The sequence below is a fragment of the Prevotella sp. oral taxon 475 genome (genome assembly GCF_018127805.1).
In the GTDB taxonomy this organism is placed as follows: Bacteria; Bacteroidota; Bacteroidia; order Bacteroidales; family Bacteroidaceae; genus Prevotella.
Genome location: NZ_CP072334.1, coordinates 1571231 through 1587944, shown reverse-complemented (window position 1 = coordinate 1587944; position 16714 = coordinate 1571231). Strand labels below are relative to the sequence as shown.

10 protein-coding genes are annotated in these 16714 nt (G+C 51.0%); 7 read left to right on the top strand and 3 right to left on the bottom strand.

What is annotated here, in order from left to right:
• Positions 1-52 precede the first annotated feature (52 nt).
• The 3 genes from lysA (at position 53) to J5A66_RS06280 (ending at position 3998) form a co-directional block, all read left to right on the top strand.
• On the top strand, positions 53-1228 hold the full coding sequence (gene lysA / locus J5A66_RS06290) for a diaminopimelate decarboxylase (protein WP_211789819.1): 1176 nt from the start codon (positions 53-55) through the stop codon (positions 1226-1228).
• The gene (locus J5A66_RS06285; protein ID WP_211789818.1) at positions 1212-2405 is read left to right on the top strand and encodes a glycosyltransferase; all 1194 of its coding nucleotides are present in this window, start codon (positions 1212-1214) and stop codon (positions 2403-2405) included. The genes lysA and J5A66_RS06285 overlap by 17 nt, the downstream gene beginning before the upstream one ends.
• A 468-nt stretch (positions 2406-2873) precedes the next feature.
• The gene (locus tag J5A66_RS06280) at positions 2874-3998 is read left to right on the top strand and encodes a hypothetical protein (RefSeq protein WP_211789817.1); all 1125 of its coding nucleotides are present in this window, start codon (positions 2874-2876) and stop codon (positions 3996-3998) included.
• A 94-nt stretch (positions 3999-4092) separates the two neighbouring features.
• Here J5A66_RS06280 and tilS read toward each other — a convergent pair whose 3' ends face one another.
• Genes tilS through J5A66_RS06265 form a run of 3 tightly spaced genes read right to left on the bottom strand, consistent with a single transcriptional unit; the run spans position 4093 to position 7374 of the window.
• Complete coding sequence (tilS, locus tag J5A66_RS06275) at positions 4093-5469, bottom strand: tRNA lysidine(34) synthetase TilS (RefSeq protein ID WP_211791452.1); 1377 nt, start codon at positions 5467-5469, stop codon at positions 4093-4095.
• A gap of 40 nt (positions 5470-5509) precedes the next feature.
• The gene (locus J5A66_RS06270) at positions 5510-6697 is read right to left on the bottom strand and encodes a class I SAM-dependent rRNA methyltransferase (RefSeq protein WP_211789816.1); all 1188 of its coding nucleotides are present in this window, start codon (positions 6695-6697) and stop codon (positions 5510-5512) included.
• Positions 6698-6747: 50 nt separating this feature from the next.
• A complete protein-coding gene (locus J5A66_RS06265) occupies positions 6748-7374 on the bottom strand; it encodes a 3'-5' exonuclease (RefSeq protein WP_211789815.1) in 627 nt (208 codons plus the stop codon).
• Positions 7375-7746: 372 nt separating this feature from the next.
• On the opposite strand from J5A66_RS06265, the gene J5A66_RS06260 reads away from it, so the two are divergent.
• From J5A66_RS06260 to J5A66_RS06245, 4 genes are all read left to right on the top strand, one after another.
• Positions 7747-10221: a DNA translocase FtsK gene (locus J5A66_RS06260; RefSeq protein ID WP_211789814.1), complete on the top strand. Its 2475-nt coding sequence runs from the start codon at positions 7747-7749 to the stop codon at positions 10219-10221.
• Positions 10222-10326: 105 nt separating this feature from the next.
• Positions 10327-10941, top strand: a complete 615-nt coding sequence (locus tag J5A66_RS06255) for a LolA-like putative outer membrane lipoprotein chaperone (RefSeq protein ID WP_211789813.1) — start codon at positions 10327-10329, stop codon at positions 10939-10941.
• A gap of 37 nt (positions 10942-10978) precedes the next feature.
• A complete protein-coding gene (locus J5A66_RS06250) occupies positions 10979-12991 on the top strand; it encodes a DUF5686 family protein (RefSeq protein WP_211789812.1) in 2013 nt (670 codons plus the stop codon).
• 39 nt (positions 12992-13030) lie between these two features.
• A complete protein-coding gene (locus J5A66_RS06245) occupies positions 13031-16342 on the top strand; it encodes an exodeoxyribonuclease V subunit beta (RefSeq protein WP_211789811.1) in 3312 nt (1103 codons plus the stop codon).
• Positions 16343-16714 lie beyond the last annotated feature (372 nt).

The following is a 16714-nucleotide window of genomic DNA, read 5'->3' as shown; positions in this document are numbered from 1 at the left end:
CAAGACGGGCTTTCTCTTCTTGTCCGCCGACTGATATAGGTTCGGCCAACTCATGAAGATAGATTTTCCCCTCGATTGTTTGAAGGATATACCCACGCCATTTTATTATTACGACATAGACGTGCTCGACCAGACGTTGCACCAATTGCAGAGAGAAGCAGCCGCACACGCTGGTTTTTCGGTGCATTATGCGGTGAAGGCGAATGCTAACCCGCGGATTCTGCAACGCATTAGGCAAGCCGGACTCGGGGCCGACTGTGTGAGTGGCGGAGAAATCGAGGCCGCCTTGCAGGCCGGATTCAAGGCCGATGGAATCGTGTTTGCCGGAGTGGGGAAGAGCGATTGGGAAATCGAACTGGCTTTGCGCAATGACATCTTTTGTTTCAACGTAGAAAGTAGGGAGGAATTGGAGGTGATCAATCTGCTGGCAGAGCAAATGGGGAAGACAGCGCAGGTGTGTTTCCGCATCAATCCCGAAGTGGGAGCACACACGCATGAAAAGATTACCACGGGAAAGGCTGAAAACAAGTTTGGCATTGCCATGACCGACCTTGAGTCTGTCATCCATTTGGCCATGTGTCTGCCCAGCATTCGTTTCATCGGACTTCATTTTCACATCGGCTCGCAGATTCTCGAGATGGACGATTTCAAGCGTCTTTGCTTCCGAATCAATCACCTGCAGGATCGCCTTGAAGCTCAAGGCATCGTGCCGCAACACATCAATGTGGGTGGAGGATTGGGCATCGACTACGAAGATCCGCAGGCCCATGTCGTGCCATCTTTCAAAGTCTACTTCGACACCTACGCCCAATGTCTGCGTCTGCGCGAAGGCCAGCAGGTGCATTTCGAGTTGGGACGCGCTGTCGTAGGGCAATGCGGTGCGCTGATCTCGCGCGTATTATATATAAAGGTGGGCGTGGAGAAGCGTTTTTTGATTCTCGATGCCGGTATGACCGACCTGCTCCGCCCTGCGCTCTATCATGCTCGGCATCGGATGGAGAACCTTTCGGCCCGGGAGGAAGCAAGAAGCGGGGAGGAGGAATACGACGTAGTCGGTCCGATTTGCGAGTCGAGCGACGTCTTCGCCCAGTCTGTTCTGTTGCCCGAGAGTCACCGTTCCGACCTCATAGCCCTCCTCTCTTCCGGAGCTTACGGCGAAGCGATGGCCTCGCAATACAACTGTCGTCGTCTGCCGGCAAGCTATTTCAGTTTTGATTTCCAACATTAATTCCACATCCATCGTGTTTCCTATTCCCATCGACCCCATTACTCTTGCAGGCTGTGTCGTTCTTCTGCTGTTTGCCCTTGTGGGTTGTTTTTGCAATCCCTTTGCCCGCGCCAGTAAGGTTCGAGAGCTGGTCACGCCATTTCAGTCCGACGATGCGGAAGATTGTCCGCCTCTCTCCATCGTCATCCCTATTTTGGGCGATGCTCCGCGGCTCGACGACCTGCTCGATCGATTGCTCTCGCAGGATTATCCGGCCGACATCCGCATCATTCTCGTAGCCGATAAAGACAATGCCCGTGTGGAAGAACTGGTCGATGGCAGAGGGCGCGACAGTCGAATCTACCGCACCTTCATTCCAACGTCCTCGCGTTACATGAGTCGCAAGAAGCTTGCCGTCACCATTGGCATTAAGGCTGTGCAGACAGAGTGGCTCATCGTTCTCGAACCGACCTGCCGGCCGCTCTCCCATCTTTGGCTGCGGGCTCTCTCCGCTCGTCTCACGGGCGATGTAGAAGTGGCGATGTGCTACGCACGTTTCTCGCCGGAGGCACCGAGAGGCTACCGATTGGAGCAGCTCATACGTTCGAACTATCTCATGGCCGGACTGTTTCGCGGACGTGTCTACCGCAGTCTCGGTCCCTGTATGGCCCTGCGAAAGAGTCGTTTCATGGAGGCCGACGGATTCAGCGGGAGTCTTCATCTGCTCTATGGCGAGTACGACTTCCTGGCCAACAAGTATAGTGTGTTCGGTTCGGCAGCCTTAGTGGTGCAGCCCGAGGCTTGGCTTGAGATAGACGCACCCTCGTCGAAAGACTGGCGCAATGCACATCTCTCTTTTTGGGCTCTGCGCCGAGAATTGAAGCATGGCCGATGGTTTCGCCTACGGCACAATGCCGACCACATTCTCCTTCGTTTCAACCTGCTCTCTTCGGCCATCGCTCTGGCCTTGAGCCTCTATACGGAGCAGTGGATTCTGACCGGTGCAGCCTCGCTGGCCCTCCTCGTTACGCTCTTGGCCCCGATGATCTCAGCTCGAAAGACGCTACGCACGTTCGATGAAGACCTCTCCGCCTGGCACATTCTTCCTTTTGCGCTCACCGATTGTCTGCGTCAGTTCGTTTCCTACCTACGCTACCTCCGGGCCGACAAACTCGACTTCACCAGTCATCGCCTATAGCTTCCGACTACTCGGATGGCTCGAAAATGAGAAAAACAAGGCTTCCGACTACTCGGATGACTCAAAAATGAGCAAAACAAGGCTTCTGACTACTCGGAAAGCTTAAAAATGAGCAAAACGAAGCTTCCGACTACTCGGAAGGCTCAAAAATGAGCAAAACGAAGCTTCCAACTACTTGGATGACTCAAAAATGAGCAAAACAAGGCTTCCGACTACTCGGAAAGCTCAAAAATGAGCAAAACAAAGCTTCCAACTACTCGGAAAGCTCAAAAATGAGAAAAACGAGTCTTCCAACTACTTGGAAAGCTCGAAAATGAAAAAAACGAAGCTTCCAACTACTTGGAAAGCTCGAAAATGAAAAAAACGAAGCTTCCAACTACTTGGAAAGCTCAAAAATGAGCAAAACAAAGCTTCCAACTACTTGGAAAGCTTGAAAATTGATTCAGCAGTTCCATTCTCTTTAGAAAAATGAATGTTTTGACCTACTTCTCGCGTGACATTCCAGATGCCGACCGTCAGCATCTGCAAAGCCTCTATGCACTGATGGCAGGTCAGGTTGGTTGTACCCCATTTGCATCGAAGGTCGACCTCGACCGTTCGAAATATGCCCTGATACACCTCGTCGGATGCTGGGACGCGCGAACCATTTGGTTGCAAAAGCAGGCTGAGGAACGAAACATTCCCGTGCTGTTGAGCCTTTGGGGAACACTCACTCCGTGGTATATCCGGAGATTGAATCCTGCTTGTAGACTTCTACTTGGGAAGCGTGTGCGGCGAATGGTGTGCCGGTCGACCGCTGTTCATGTCTGTGGCGAGTTGGAACAGAGCCTCTTTCGCGCACGAAGATGGAACGATGCTTGTGAGCGAATCGACAATCCTCTTCTGAGCAATGCTGTGGACGAACGGGCGGTGGCTGCACAGTGGGAACGACTTTATCACAAAGTGCTCGACACGAGACCGGCTTCGATGCTCTCCGAGGCCGACGAACGGCTCATTGGCGACCTGCTTCTGGCCGGTGTCGACCCTGAATGGTTCTCCGATTTGGAACTGCAACCACAGTTGGAATCACAGTTTGACCAAACACCTTGGCGGTATGTCCTGATGTACGCCCAGCAGGAACAAGTGCTCGAGGGACTTTATGCCGGACTGAAGCAACTGTCTCTGCCCGCACCGCATGTCGATTGGGCCGCTTTCGAATCGTTTCGCACCGGCGATGAACCCCTGAATCACCTCTCAACGGAGCCTCCTACCCATGTCTCGGGTATGCTCAACAACAAGGTTCGACGGCTCGCAGCCTGTTCAGACGAAACCGTTCGGAAGTTGTGTTATATGGTGTTCCATCTTTATCAGGAAGAAAAAGATCATCAGCTCCCGCTGGTTCATCTTGTCGATCTTTATTGCAAACTTCGGTTAGAACCTTTCGATGAAGCTCTTTTCGTTTCCCAACTTCGAGGCGCAGGTCTGCTTCCGTTCTTCCGACGCATCGAATACGTTCTGCAACACTTCCTCCGTCTCACCGAAGGTTTTATGCCTGTCCCGGCGTTGGCCGACAAACGAGCGCAGCAACTGCGACGGAAAATCATCAAAATCTAAGTCAACGGGAAACGCCTTCCTTATGTATCATGGGGCTTTTGCGTGTTTTCCGAAGTATTTCAATCTTGTTTTTTTTGTTTTTTGCAACGATCGGTCAACCTTCTTCTCGCCTCTCGAAGGCGATTTGAAGATAAGTAGTGGTGGTGGTATCGATGCGGAATCGGTTGTCGGTGCGCTGGCCGACGAGCCAGAGGATGCAGCCGTCGGCATCGGTTAAGACGAGCTGGCACTGGCGGTCGAAAAACGAGCGTTTGCCGTTGGTGAGGTAATCGCTCACGAGCATCGACCCTTTCATACCGAAAGGAACGAACCGGTCGCCCTCGCGCAGATGTCGAACCGTGAGCGGAAAGCGCACTTTCTCCTTATCTAAGTGGACAAGACAAGGCTCCTTGCTTGGTTGAAACGTTGGCGATGCTGTGCCCGATGTTACGTAAAATCGCTCGTTCGGTTTGAAAACATACGTCCCCTCTTCGGGGATTCGCATCTCGCGGCTCTGTTCTTCCTGAGATAGAGTGGGGCGGAGGAGCAGTTTTCCTCGGTCGATGACCAGCGTGTGCGTGGCCGATGTCCACCGTCTGCCCGTTTGCAGGTCTCGATTCGTGGCGATCTGTTCGATTTGTGCCGGCGTGAATCCAAAATCTTTGATGAGATGAAACAGCGTATACTCAGGCGAAGGCGTGCGTTGCAAAGCTTCGATAGAGAGAGACAAAGAAGTTGGGAACTTGTCTTCGTTCTTTTCACGGTGAAGAACGACCTTCTGAATTGCAGTGTCGAGAGCGTTGTCGAGCATCTTCGAAGCCTCATCCAACCGGTGAATGGTTTTCGAAATATTGCCCACCACCGCCGGATTGATTTCTTTGAGCAGCGGGATGACATCAAGCCGCAATTTGTTTCGCACCACATCGTTCGTCAGGTTGGAACTGTCGGTGACGTAGGGTTGTTCCATTCGTTGCAGATAGCGGACGATATCTTGCCTATCGACACAGAGAAGCGGGCGCAGGATATGTCCGTTGCGGGGCGACATCCCCGTAAGACCGTGCAGGCCCGTCCCTCGAATCAGGTTGATGAGCACCGTTTCCACATTGTCGTCGTTGTGATGTGCCACGCAGATGCCGGTCCTATCAAGGTCGCGTCGCAGACTTTCGAAGTAGGCATAACGCAGTTCTCGTGCTGCCATCTCGATGCTCACTTTGTGCAGTGAGGCGTAAGAACGTGTGTCGAAATGGGCCCGATGCAGCACCATGTCCAGTCGAAGGCAGAGCTGCTGACAGAAATCCTCATCCCGTTGGGCCTCATTCCCACGTAGGTTGAAGTTGCAATGCACCGCCTCCACATCGTAACCCATGCGCGAAAGCAGCAATAGCAACGCCACACTATCGGCTCCGCCCGACAGGGCCACGAGGTATTTCTCGCCCTTTTCGAGCAAATGGTGGTGGTCGATGTATGCTTTTACACGGCATTCTAATGGCATGTTCATTCCCAAATATCAATTCCCAATGGTCAACTCTCAATTATTCCACGTATAGCACCAAGCCTTTGAGGTATTCGCCCTCGGGGTGATAGATATTGATAGGATGGTCAGCCGGTTGGTGCAGTTGGTGAAGGATGCGCACTTTTCTTCCCGCTTGCGCTGCCGCCGTAAAGACAGCATTGCGGAAATGATCTTTTGTGACAATCTGACTGCAACTGAATGTGAAAAGAATACCGCCCGGTTGGATGCACTCGAAGCCCTTCACATTCAGTCGGGTATACCCCTTTAGTGCATTATGCAGCGCGTTTCGATGTTTTGCAAAGGCCGGAGGATCGAGCACAATCAAGTCATATCGATGATTGTTGGCAGCAAGAAATTTGAATGCATCCTTGCAAAACGCCTCGTGTCTGTTGTCGGAAGGAAAGTTTTGTTCCACGTTTCGGTTGGTCAGTTCGATAGCCTTTGCACTGCTGTCTACCGAGTGAACCAACCTCGCCCCTCCTCTCATGGCATACACAGAGAAGCCGCCCGTATAGCAAAACATGTTCAAGACGCTTCTGCCCTGTGCATATTTCTCCAGCAAAGCCCGATTGTCGCGCTGATCGATAAAGAACCCCGTCTTCTGTCCCTTGAGCCAATCCACCTGGAAAAGCAGTCCGTTTTCCAATCCCACGTTACATTCGCTGCCACCATGAATAAAGCCATTCTCCTGTCCTAAGTCGGCTTTGAAAGGCAGGGTGGTGTCGCTTTTATAGTAGACATGCTCAATCCGGCCTTCCATCACCTTGAGCAGAGCCTGGCAAATCTCATGTCGAGCCAGGTGCATACCCACACTGTGTGCCTGCATCACAGCCGTTTGGCCATAGCAGTCGATGATGAGTCCCGGCAGATGGTCGCCCTCTCCGTGCACCAATCGGTAGGTGTTGTTCTGCGGACGGTCGGCAATGCCGATGGCCATACGTGCATCTAAAGCCGAGCGAAGCTGATTCTCCCAAAACGTTTCGTTGATTTCTATATCTTGAAATGAGAGCACCCGGATGGCAATCGACCCAATCTGATAGTGCCCCACAGCGATGAAGTCGCCCCCATCGGTGAGAATTCGCACCACTTCCCCCTCTTTTAGCGGCTCATCTCCGGCGATATGATGAACAGCACCCGAGAAAATCCATGGGTGAAAACGTTTCAAACTTTCTTCTTTTCCTCTTTTCAAATAGATTTCTCTATACATATAATCATCAGATGTATTTGGTTTTGGGTTCGGAGATATTTGACGACTTCTCAGTTTTCGTTTTCTTGTATCACGAGATCGTAGTCTCGGTTTTTCTTCAATTTAACGATCTCTTCATAAAGATTGATGCAAGCCCAGGCATCTAAGGCGGCATAAGCCTTTTGTTTGTCGTTGAGCACATCCGAATCCCAATTGGTGAGTCGTTGCCGCTTACTGATTTTCTGATGGAAAAGGTTAGCATAGAGTTTTTGCAGACTTAGATCCTCGATGCCGATTTCGCCCACCATGTCCTGTAAGTCGATGAAAAGGCCCGGTTTGAAATCGGTTCGTTTGCGCAGCGACAAAATATCGTCGTGCAACGAAAGACCGATCATGGGCACCTCTTGGTTTTCCAACAATCGCAGAATAGACGGTGTAATGCCGATATAATTGAGCCGAAAAAGGAAACAAACCGTATGCGTAGCCACCTGCAAGAGCGACACCTTATGCGTTTCTCCCTTCTTAAACGAAGGTCGGGTTTCTGTGTCTATGCCGAGAATCGAGTTCGACAGCAGAAAGTCTACCGCCCTTTCTGCTTCGCTCTCGCTCATCACCACTACTGTTTTGCCGGGAAAGACAACCGTGGGGAGTGTAGCAATCGCTTTTTTATCGAATTTATTATAGATGATTTTTCTCATTATTCAGCCTGTGATAACGTCATGCAAAATTAGAAAAAAGTTGCGACTTTGTGGGCTGTTCTTGGTTTTTTGCGCTAATTTTGCAAGAAATTTAATCCACCGAAGAAACGAAATGGCCGGAAGAGCTGTGAAGCGTTGTGTAACAAGAATTTAGAAACAGACTTGCAAAAGCTAAGAGATAGCCTTGCAAAAGCTAAGAAAACGGAATGCAAAAGCTTAGGTATTGGAAGCCAAAAGCTAAGAGATGGCAAACCGATGGTTCTTGATAGGTGGATTTGACAGACGGTAAACGGGATGGAAAATACCCTCGAAGCAGATGAGAAAGCTTTGTCTCAATGCTGAAAACCGTTGATTTTAAGACTTTAAAAACAGATGGCGAGAAAGAAAGCAGAAAACAAACCGAAAAATATAGGTGAGGCGATTGGACTGAAAAACGTATTGAGCAACGAGAAAACCGACTTCGTGTTGGGGGTTGTGCTCTTAGCTGTGGCGGTGTATTTGGTCATCGCAATGGTGTCGTATTTCAGTACGGGAGCCTCCGATCAAAGCATCCTGGAAGACTTGCGACCCGGCGAATGGATGAACACCGATCGTATCTTTACCAACTATTGCGGGTCGTTGGGGGCGATAGTGGCTTATACGCTTATCACGATGAACTTCGGTTTGCCGTCGTTTCTCATTCCTGTCTTCATTTTTATGGTGGGTTTGCAGTTGATGCGAGCTTATCGACTTCATCTTTGGAAGTATTTTCTCTACTTGACATTGGTGATGATTTGGTGCTCGGTGGCCTTTGCCAAATTCCTCACTCCGCTGATGGGCGACCGCGTTTTCAATCCCGGTGGCAACCATGGCTTGTTTTGCGTGCAGCGTTTGGAAAATATGATCGGTCCGCCGGGCCTCACTGCTGTTCTCTTTCTCGCGGCACTCGCGTTCTTGGTCTACCTCAGTGCAGAGACGATTGCCATCATTCGAAAGACGCTGAACCCCGTTCGATACATCACAAACAAAATCAAATTCACGATCACCAATAGCGATGTGAAAGGTGCAGAGGCATCGGGTGAAGACGATATCGAGGTGGAATATGTCCCCGAACCGTCTTCGCAGGCTCCGAATCCGGATGAAGCCGAAGACGACGACCTCCCCACAGTGGTAGATTTCACTGAAATGGACGTGGAAGATGCTCCGCTACAGACGACCAATCAACACCAACCGCAGCATCCAACCCAAGAGAATCTTGAAGAGGCTCTGACTGTCGAGATTCCCGAAGGCGAGGAAATTGCCGACGGGGAGAGGCTTGCCGTGGCCGAAATCCTCAGTACGCCTATCAATCCGCTCGAACCTTTCCTCTCGTATCAATATCCTACGCTCGACCTTCTTAAACGTTACGACAACGACGGAAGGCCTAAAGTGGACATGGACGAAATCAAGTCGAACAACAAACGCATCGTAGAGGTGTTGCGCAGTTTCGGCGTTGAAATCAAGGAAATTAAGGCAACTGTTGGCCCTACCATCACTCTCTATGAGATAACGCCGGCCGAGGGTGTGCGCATCAATAAGATTCGCAACCTGGAAGACGATATCGCACTGAGTCTGGCGGCGTTGGGCATCCGCATTATCGCTCCGATTCCAGGTAAAGGAACCATTGGAATCGAGGTGCCCAACAACAAACCCAATATCGTTTCGATGGAGAGCATTCTCAACTCGCGTAAGTTCCAGGAGACGAAGATGGACCTGCCGCTGGCGTTGGGCAAAACAATTACCAACGAAGTCTTTATGGTCGACCTGGCCAAGATTCCTCATCTGCTCGTGGCCGGTGCCACTGGACAGGGAAAATCTGTGGGCCTGAATGCGATCATCACTTCATTGCTCTACAAAAAACATCCCAACGAGCTCAAACTCGTGCTCATCGACCCCAAAAAGGTTGAGTTTGGCATCTATGGGCCCATTGCTAACCATTTCTTAGCTAAGGTGCCCGACGACGAAGAGGAACCTATCATCACTGATGTCACTAAGGTGGTGCGAACGCTCAATAGTCTTTGCAAATTGATGGATACGCGTTACGATCTGCTTAAGGCTGCGGGTGCGCGCAATGTGAAAGAGTACAACGACAAATTCATCCATCACAAGCTCAATCTCAGCCGTGGTCACGACTATATGCCTTATATCGTGGTGATCATCGACGAGTTTGGTGACCTCATTATGACTGCCGGCAAAGAGATCGAACTGCCTATTGCCCGCATTGCACAGCTTGCTCGCGCTGTGGGCATTCACATGGTGATTGCTACACAACGACCCACGACGAGCATTATTACGGGTAATATCAAGGCTAACTTTCCCGGACGGATGGCTTTTAAGGTGAGTGCGATGATCGATTCGCGCACCATCCTCGACCGTCCTGGGGCCAATCAGCTTATCGGTCGCGGCGATATGCTTTTCCTCAACGGTAACGAACCCGTGCGTGTACAGTGTGCTTTTGTCGATACGCCCGAGGTAGAGGAAATCAATCGCTATATCGCCGACCAGCCTGGACCCGTCGAACCGATGGAGCTTCCCGAGCCTAACACCGAGGATGGCGGTATGAGTGGCGGCGGTTCGACCGATATAAATAGTCTCGACCCTTATTTCGAAGAGGCTGCCCGCGCCATTGTCATCTCGCAACAAGGTTCTACGAGTATGATTCAGCGTCGTTTCTCCATCGGATACAACCGCGCCGGTCGACTCATGGATCAGCTTGAGGCTGCCGGTATCGTGGGCATTGCACAGGGAAGTAAGCCGAGAGACGTACTCATTACCGACGAAAATTCTCTGAATACCCTACTCGTCAAGTTTCGCGGGACATCATCATGAATTCTTTCAGGTATGAAATGAAGTTTCGCGGGATATGATAACGAACTCCCGCAGACATGAAGGAAGTTTCGCAGAGTATAAAATCAAATGAAGCAAAACATCGTTATGTTGAAGAAAATATTGTTTCTGACGGCCTTTTTCGCCTTGTCTTTCATCGGTCTTCGAGCTCAGACAAACGCCGAAGCTCGCAAAGTGCTCGACCGAACTGCTGCTGTTCTCTCTCATCGCGGTGGAGCTACAGCTTCTTTCCAACTCTCCAACCGCCGTCTTGGCACTCTTTCCGGCACCCTTTCTATTAAAGGGAACAAATTCCTCGCTCGCACTTCCAAAGCCACCGTGTGGTTCAATGGAAGAACGCAATGGAGCTATCTTGCTGCTACGAACGAGGTGAATATCAGTAATCCCACTCCTGCGCAAATCTCAGCGATGAATCCCTACACTTTCATCCACCTCTATAAGAGTGGATATACTCTGTCGATGAAGCGCGTCGGGAGTAATTATCGAGTGCATCTGCAAGCGCAGAAGAGTGCCGCCGTCATCTCCGAACTCTATATTTTGGTGAATGCCGCTACTTACAGACCTCGAGAAGTGAAGATGAAGCGCAATGGCGAATGGACCGTGATCACCGTGAGCAATTTGCAACAGCGAAAACTCTCCGACGCTCTTTTTACTTTCAACGCCAAAGAATTCCCTACAGCCGAAGTCATCGACCTGCGATGAGGGCTTCAATTGTCAATTCTCAATTCCCAATTGTCAATTGAAAACAACACTTGCCTATTTTCTCTCAACTCTCCTGCTGTGTTCAGCCAATAAGGTTCTGGCAAACGAGGTTCCCGACACGTTGATGCTGAACCGTATCTTTGGTTATGCTCGCACCATAGCCACTGTTTCGAGTGACGCAGTCGTACATTCGTATACCCGCTACACGGTAGACATCCAGTGCAAAAACTTCTCGCTCCTGGCCGTTCCCTCTCTATTTGCCATGGCGCGCAAGGGGCAACGGCGGTTTATGGGCGAAAGCTACCAGCAACTCTCTCCGGGAAACAACAAAACTTTCCTCTCCTACACCTCTCTCCCGCATCATGGCAATATCATGCCCACAGTGATGCGCTATTTAGTTCCGCACATCTACAATGTCACTATTGTTGACCGTTATCTCCTTTCACCTTTCAACATACAGAACAAATCGTTCTACCGTTACCGCTTCCTCTCCTGGACGCACGACAGAGTAATCCTCGCATTCACGCCGAAAGTTGATAACACGCAGTTAGTGAGGGGCAATGCCGTTGTCGACCGCTCTTCGGGCCGAGTGCTCACCTGTCATATGGAAGGAGAATACGACATGCTGCGTTTTCAGCTCGAAGTCGTTCCTGGCACGCAGGGAGCCGAAACCCTCCTCGCCCGTGAATGCCTGCTCACCTCCACCTTCAAGTTTCTGGGCAATCGCATTGTCTCCACCTATCGGGCCCAATACGGCATCCCCTCCGTAGATACCACTTTGATTGACCCTCGCCGCCCCGTCGCCTCTGCGGGACAGCTGCGAACCGACACCCTTTCACGTTTCGAGGAAGAATTGTATCGGCGAATCCTTCGCGACGAAACAGCTCGCGACTCGGTTCCACAGGCAGAAGGCCGCCACCGTAGAAATGGATTCTGGCGCGTTTTGGGCGACTGTCTCATCGACCGTATCAGCTCCAACTTCGGCGCAGCCGATCAGGGCTACTTCCGCATCAGTCCCATCCTCAATCCTTTTTATATGGGCTATAGCCGCAGCCGAGGTTTTACCTACAAAACTGATGTGCGCGGCAGCTACAACTTCTCATCTTCTACGGAACTCTCGCTCCGCATGAAGGCAGGCTACTCCGTGCGTGAGCAACGCCTCTACTTCCATCTCCCCGTCACCTTTTTCTACGACAAACGCCACAATTTCTACTCGCAGATAGAGCTTGGCACGGGAAACCGAATCTCCAGCACGACGATCGCCGAGCGCATCGGAGCCGATAAGCTCGACTCGCTACGTCGGGCACAAAACGACCTCTATCTTTTCAAAGACCGATACGTTCGATTCGCCACCCACTACGATTTCTCCAGTCGATGGAGCCTGCAAGTCGGTTTCGTCTTCCACAAACGCACCGCCGTAGACAAACGCGCCTTCCGCCAAGTAGGAATGCCCGAGGTCTACCGCTCCTTTGCCCCATCTTTCGAGGTACAATATCGCCCCCTGGGTTGGAAAGGAGCAGCCATTACGATAGATTATGAGCGCAGCTTAAAAAACATCCTGCATTCCAACACAGAATATGCACGCTGGGAGATCGATGCCCAATATCTCCGACCTCTCACCCGTCTGCGCGCCATCTCCCTGCGTCTCGGAACGGGTTTCTACACGCAAAAAGCCTCGCGAGCCTATTTCTTAGATTATTCCAACTTTCGCGAGAACAACATCCCCGGCGGCTGGAACGACGGCTGGTCGGGCGAGTTCGAGTTGCTCGACGCCAATTGGTACAACACCTCCAACTACTATGCCCGGGCCAATTTCACCTACGAAACGCCGCTTTTGGCCCTGAGTTGGCTCCCCTTCTTCGGCCATTACATCGAGATGGAACGTCTCTACCTCAGTGCCCTTTCCGTTAAAGAGCTCACCCCCTATTTCGAGTGCGGTTACGGCTTTACCACCCGTCTATTTTCCATCGGTCTCTTCGTTTCCAACCGAAATGGCCGTTTCAACGGCTTCGGTTGTAAGTTCGGCTTCGAATTATTCAGGCATTGGTAGTCCTGCCGCGCCTATTTCAACAGAAACACCCCTCCCATCATGCATACTTCCCTCACCATCTACAAGGCAAGTGCCGGCAGTGGAAAAACCTTTACGCTTGCCGTCAACTACATGAAAATTCTCATCCAGAATCCCCTCAGTTTCCGCAGCATCCTCGCTGTGACCTTCACCAACAAGGCCACCGAGGAGATGAAGCTTCGCATTCTCAGTCAGCTCTACGGATTGTCGAAGAAGCTGCCCACCTCGCAGCCCTATCTCGACAAAATCACCACCGAACTGCACCTATCCGCCGACATCGTCTCTCATCGTGCCGAGCAAGTCCTCACTCATTTGTTGCACAACTACAATTACTTCCGCGTAGAGACCATCGACACCTTTTTTCAGAGCATTCTCCGCAATCTCTCCCGCGAGCTCGACCTCACAGCCAACCTGCGCGTCGGACTCAACGATCTTCAGGTAGAGCAGCAAGCCGTCGACGAGCTCATCGAGGGGCTCACCCTCCAGAGCAAAGAACTTACCTGGGTAATGTCATACATTCGGCAGAATATTTCCGACGACAAGAATTGGAATGTCATTGGGCAAATCAAACACTTTGGCGAAAACATCTTCCGCGACGTTTACAAAGAGAATTGGCAGACCATCAACGCCCTCATTTCCGACGATCAAGCTTTCGACCGATACGTCCACACCATCCGCGGCATCAAAACTGAGGCTCAGGCACAGCTTTCCGCCCTCGCCGCGGGTTTCGAGCAGATACTGACCGAAAACCACCTTGCCATTTCCGATTTCTCCTACAAAGAGTCAGGCGTTTGCAGCTATTTCCTCAAGCTCAAAAAAGGAATTTACAGCGAAATCGAACTGTTAAAGACCCGCGTTCTCGATGCCATGGAGCGGCCCGAGGCGTGGGTCTCCAAGAAAGATCAAAACGAGGACGCACCGCTTCTGATGCTGGTTCGCGAAGTACTATTTCCCTACCTGCAATCAGCCGAAAAGACGCGCCGTCGGCAAGCCCGCCTCTATCAATCCGCCGTGCTCACCTTGTGTCACCTCGACCAGCTCCGGCTCCTGGGAAAAGTTGAAGCCAAAGTGCGAGAACTCAACGAAACCGCCAACCGTTTCCTCCTTAGCGATACGCAGATGCTCCTTCATGCCCTTGTCCAAGACAGCGACACACCGTTTATCTTCGAAAAAATCGGAACGCAGCTTGAGCATATCATGATCGACGAATTTCAAGATACGAGCACCGTTCAGTGGAAAAATTTCAAAGTATTGCTTCGTGAATGCCTTAGTCGCAGCCATTCGAAAAGCCTGATTGTGGGGGATGTGAAGCAAAGCATTTATCGATGGCGGTCGGGCGATTGGCAATTGCTTAACAACATCGAAACACAGTTTCGCAATGCACCCTTTTCCTTCTCTGTCGAACAAATCACGACCAACTATCGTTCTCAACGCCACATCGTAGCCTTTAACAATGCCTTTTTCAAAACAGCTGCCGCCATCGAGCATCGACAGCTTGCCGACGAAGATGCAGATGGGGCTCTTCAATTGCAAACAGCCTATGAAGACGTAGAACAATCCCTTCCACCAGGCCGCCCCGAGCAGGGACGTGTCGAAATTCGCCTTTTCAGCACCGACAAGACCCGCAAATCAGAGTCTTCCGATGCCACTCTCGCTGATGATGATGCCGAAGAGCAGATGCTGACCCAAATCGGGCACACCATCGAGACATTGCTTTCGGCAGGAGCACAACCCAAAGACATTGCTATCCTCGTGCGCAGCAATCACATCATCGCCCGCATTGCCGACCATCTCATGCAGCAGATGCCCCATGTGCAGCTTGTTTCCGACGAGGGTTTTCAACTTTCGTCTTCCTTAGCCGTGAATCTCATCATCGCCGCGCTTAGGGTGCTGGCCCATCCTTCTGATCGGCTCTTCTTAGCCCATTTGGCTACGGCCTATCAATGCCATATTCTGAAGGACGATTCTGCCGTCAATCGCCTCTTCTCTCCCGAGGCCGACCTGGCATCTTTTCTTCCGCCCAACTTCTGGCTCCGCCGCAACGAATTACTCTCGTTGCCCATTCACCTCATCATCGAGCACATCTATCGCCTCTTCCGTCTCGACACTCTTCAAGAGCAGGCCGCTTATGTCTGTACGTTTTACGACCGTCTGAATCGATTCCTCTCCGACAACACAGCCGATCTCGATGCCGTGCTCCTCGAGTGGGACACCGATCTTAAAAATCGCACCATCCAAAGCGATGTTCCCAACGGCATTCGCCTCCTCACCATCCACAAGAGCAAAGGACTGGAGTTTGCCCACGTCATCGTGCCCTTCTGCGACTGGAAGCTCGAAAAACCCGGAGGCATGCTTTGGTGCACTCCACGCGAGGCTCCTTTTTCCGAGATGCCGATCATCCCCGTAGATTTCTCTGCCAAAAAGATGCAGGAAACCATCTTTGAACCCGATTATCGGCACGAACATCTGCAAAACATCGTCGACAATCTCAATTTGCTCTACGTGGCCTTTACTCGCGCCGGCCACAACCTCTTTGTCTATGGCAAACAGGGCAAGCAGGGCGACCGTTCTTTTCTCATCGGGCAATGTTTGCAAGAGCTCCAAGCCCATTTGCCGCAGAGCAGCTTGGAAGAGACAGCCGATGGCAGTCTTTTCTTCTCTTTCGGTTCGCTCAGCATCGAAAAAATGACCTCCACATCCACCGAAGAAGCCGAAGACAAAAATGTTTTCAATGTAGCGGCCACACCTCTGCCCGTCGACATCCATGTATACGACAGTAGAGCCCAATTCCGCCAGAGCAACCGAAGTGCGCAGTTTCTCAGTAGCGACGATCCATCGGATGCTGCTACCGCTACGTCGCAATCGACCTATATCCAACTGGGCACCATCCTACACGCCGTATTTGCACAGATACGCACACTGGACGATGCACCCGCCGTGCTGCGCCGACTCGAACTCGAAGGTGTTCTCTACGACAATCAGATCACCCGACCCCGATTGCTCGAAATGCTCAACAGCAGACTTCACGATCCGCGCATACAACGTTGGTTTGCCCCTGGTTTACAGCTCTTCAACGAGTGTGTTATTCTCTCAGTCCATCCCCTTACAGGGCAGGTGGTAGAACATCGCCCCGACCGCGTGGTGACCGATGGTCGGCAACTCTCGGTTATCGATTTTAAGTTCGGACGCCCACATCCCGAACATCGCGAGCAAGTCATCGGCTATATGTCTCTGCTTTCCCGCATGGGGCACACCCATATTACCGGTTATCTTTGGTATGTTTATAGCAACGAGATTATAGAAATCGACGATTCTGTCCTTTCCAATCTTTAACACCCAATCGGTATCACTATCAACATCTCTCTTCAACTTCAACCTCCCAACAACTTCATCGTCGTTACTCTCCTTCAAATTTAATATTCCGTTAGCCCCATCATTACCTACAGATCATTTTAGCAACGAGGTGGAAAAATCAATGATTTTTCCACCTCGTTGCTAAAATCATACTCCGTTGCTATTGATTTTTCTATGTTGCACTTGATGCAATCTCCCGGCATCATTGATTTTTCTATCTCGCTCAAGAAAAAATCTTGGAAATCCGGCGGATTTTCTATTCATTCCGATGGAAAAGTTAAATTTCCGATGTCGCCCTTAACATTTCCGACGGCAGGGTTAAATTTCCGATGTCGCCATTAACATTTCTGG

Excerpts from the sequence above, each read along its gene's own strand:
- lysA (WP_211789819.1), top strand. The coding sequence starts at position 53 with ATGAAGATAGATTTTCCCCTCGATTGTTTGAAGGATATACCCACGCCA.
- J5A66_RS06280 (WP_211789817.1), top strand. The coding sequence starts at position 2,874 with ATGAATGTTTTGACCTACTTCTCGCGTGACATTCCAGATGCCGACCGT.
- tilS (WP_211791452.1), bottom strand. The coding sequence starts at position 5,469 with ATGCCATTAGAATGCCGTGTAAAAGCATACATCGACCACCACCATTTG.
- J5A66_RS06270 (WP_211789816.1), bottom strand. The coding sequence starts at position 6,697 with ATGTATAGAGAAATCTATTTGAAAAGAGGAAAAGAAGAAAGTTTGAAA.
- J5A66_RS06265 (WP_211789815.1), bottom strand. The coding sequence starts at position 7,374 with ATGAGAAAAATCATCTATAATAAATTCGATAAAAAAGCGATTGCTACA.
- J5A66_RS06260 (WP_211789814.1), top strand. The coding sequence starts at position 7,747 with ATGGCGAGAAAGAAAGCAGAAAACAAACCGAAAAATATAGGTGAGGCG.
- J5A66_RS06255 (WP_211789813.1), top strand. The coding sequence starts at position 10,327 with ATGTTGAAGAAAATATTGTTTCTGACGGCCTTTTTCGCCTTGTCTTTC.
- J5A66_RS06245 (WP_211789811.1), top strand. The coding sequence starts at position 13,031 with ATGCATACTTCCCTCACCATCTACAAGGCAAGTGCCGGCAGTGGAAAA.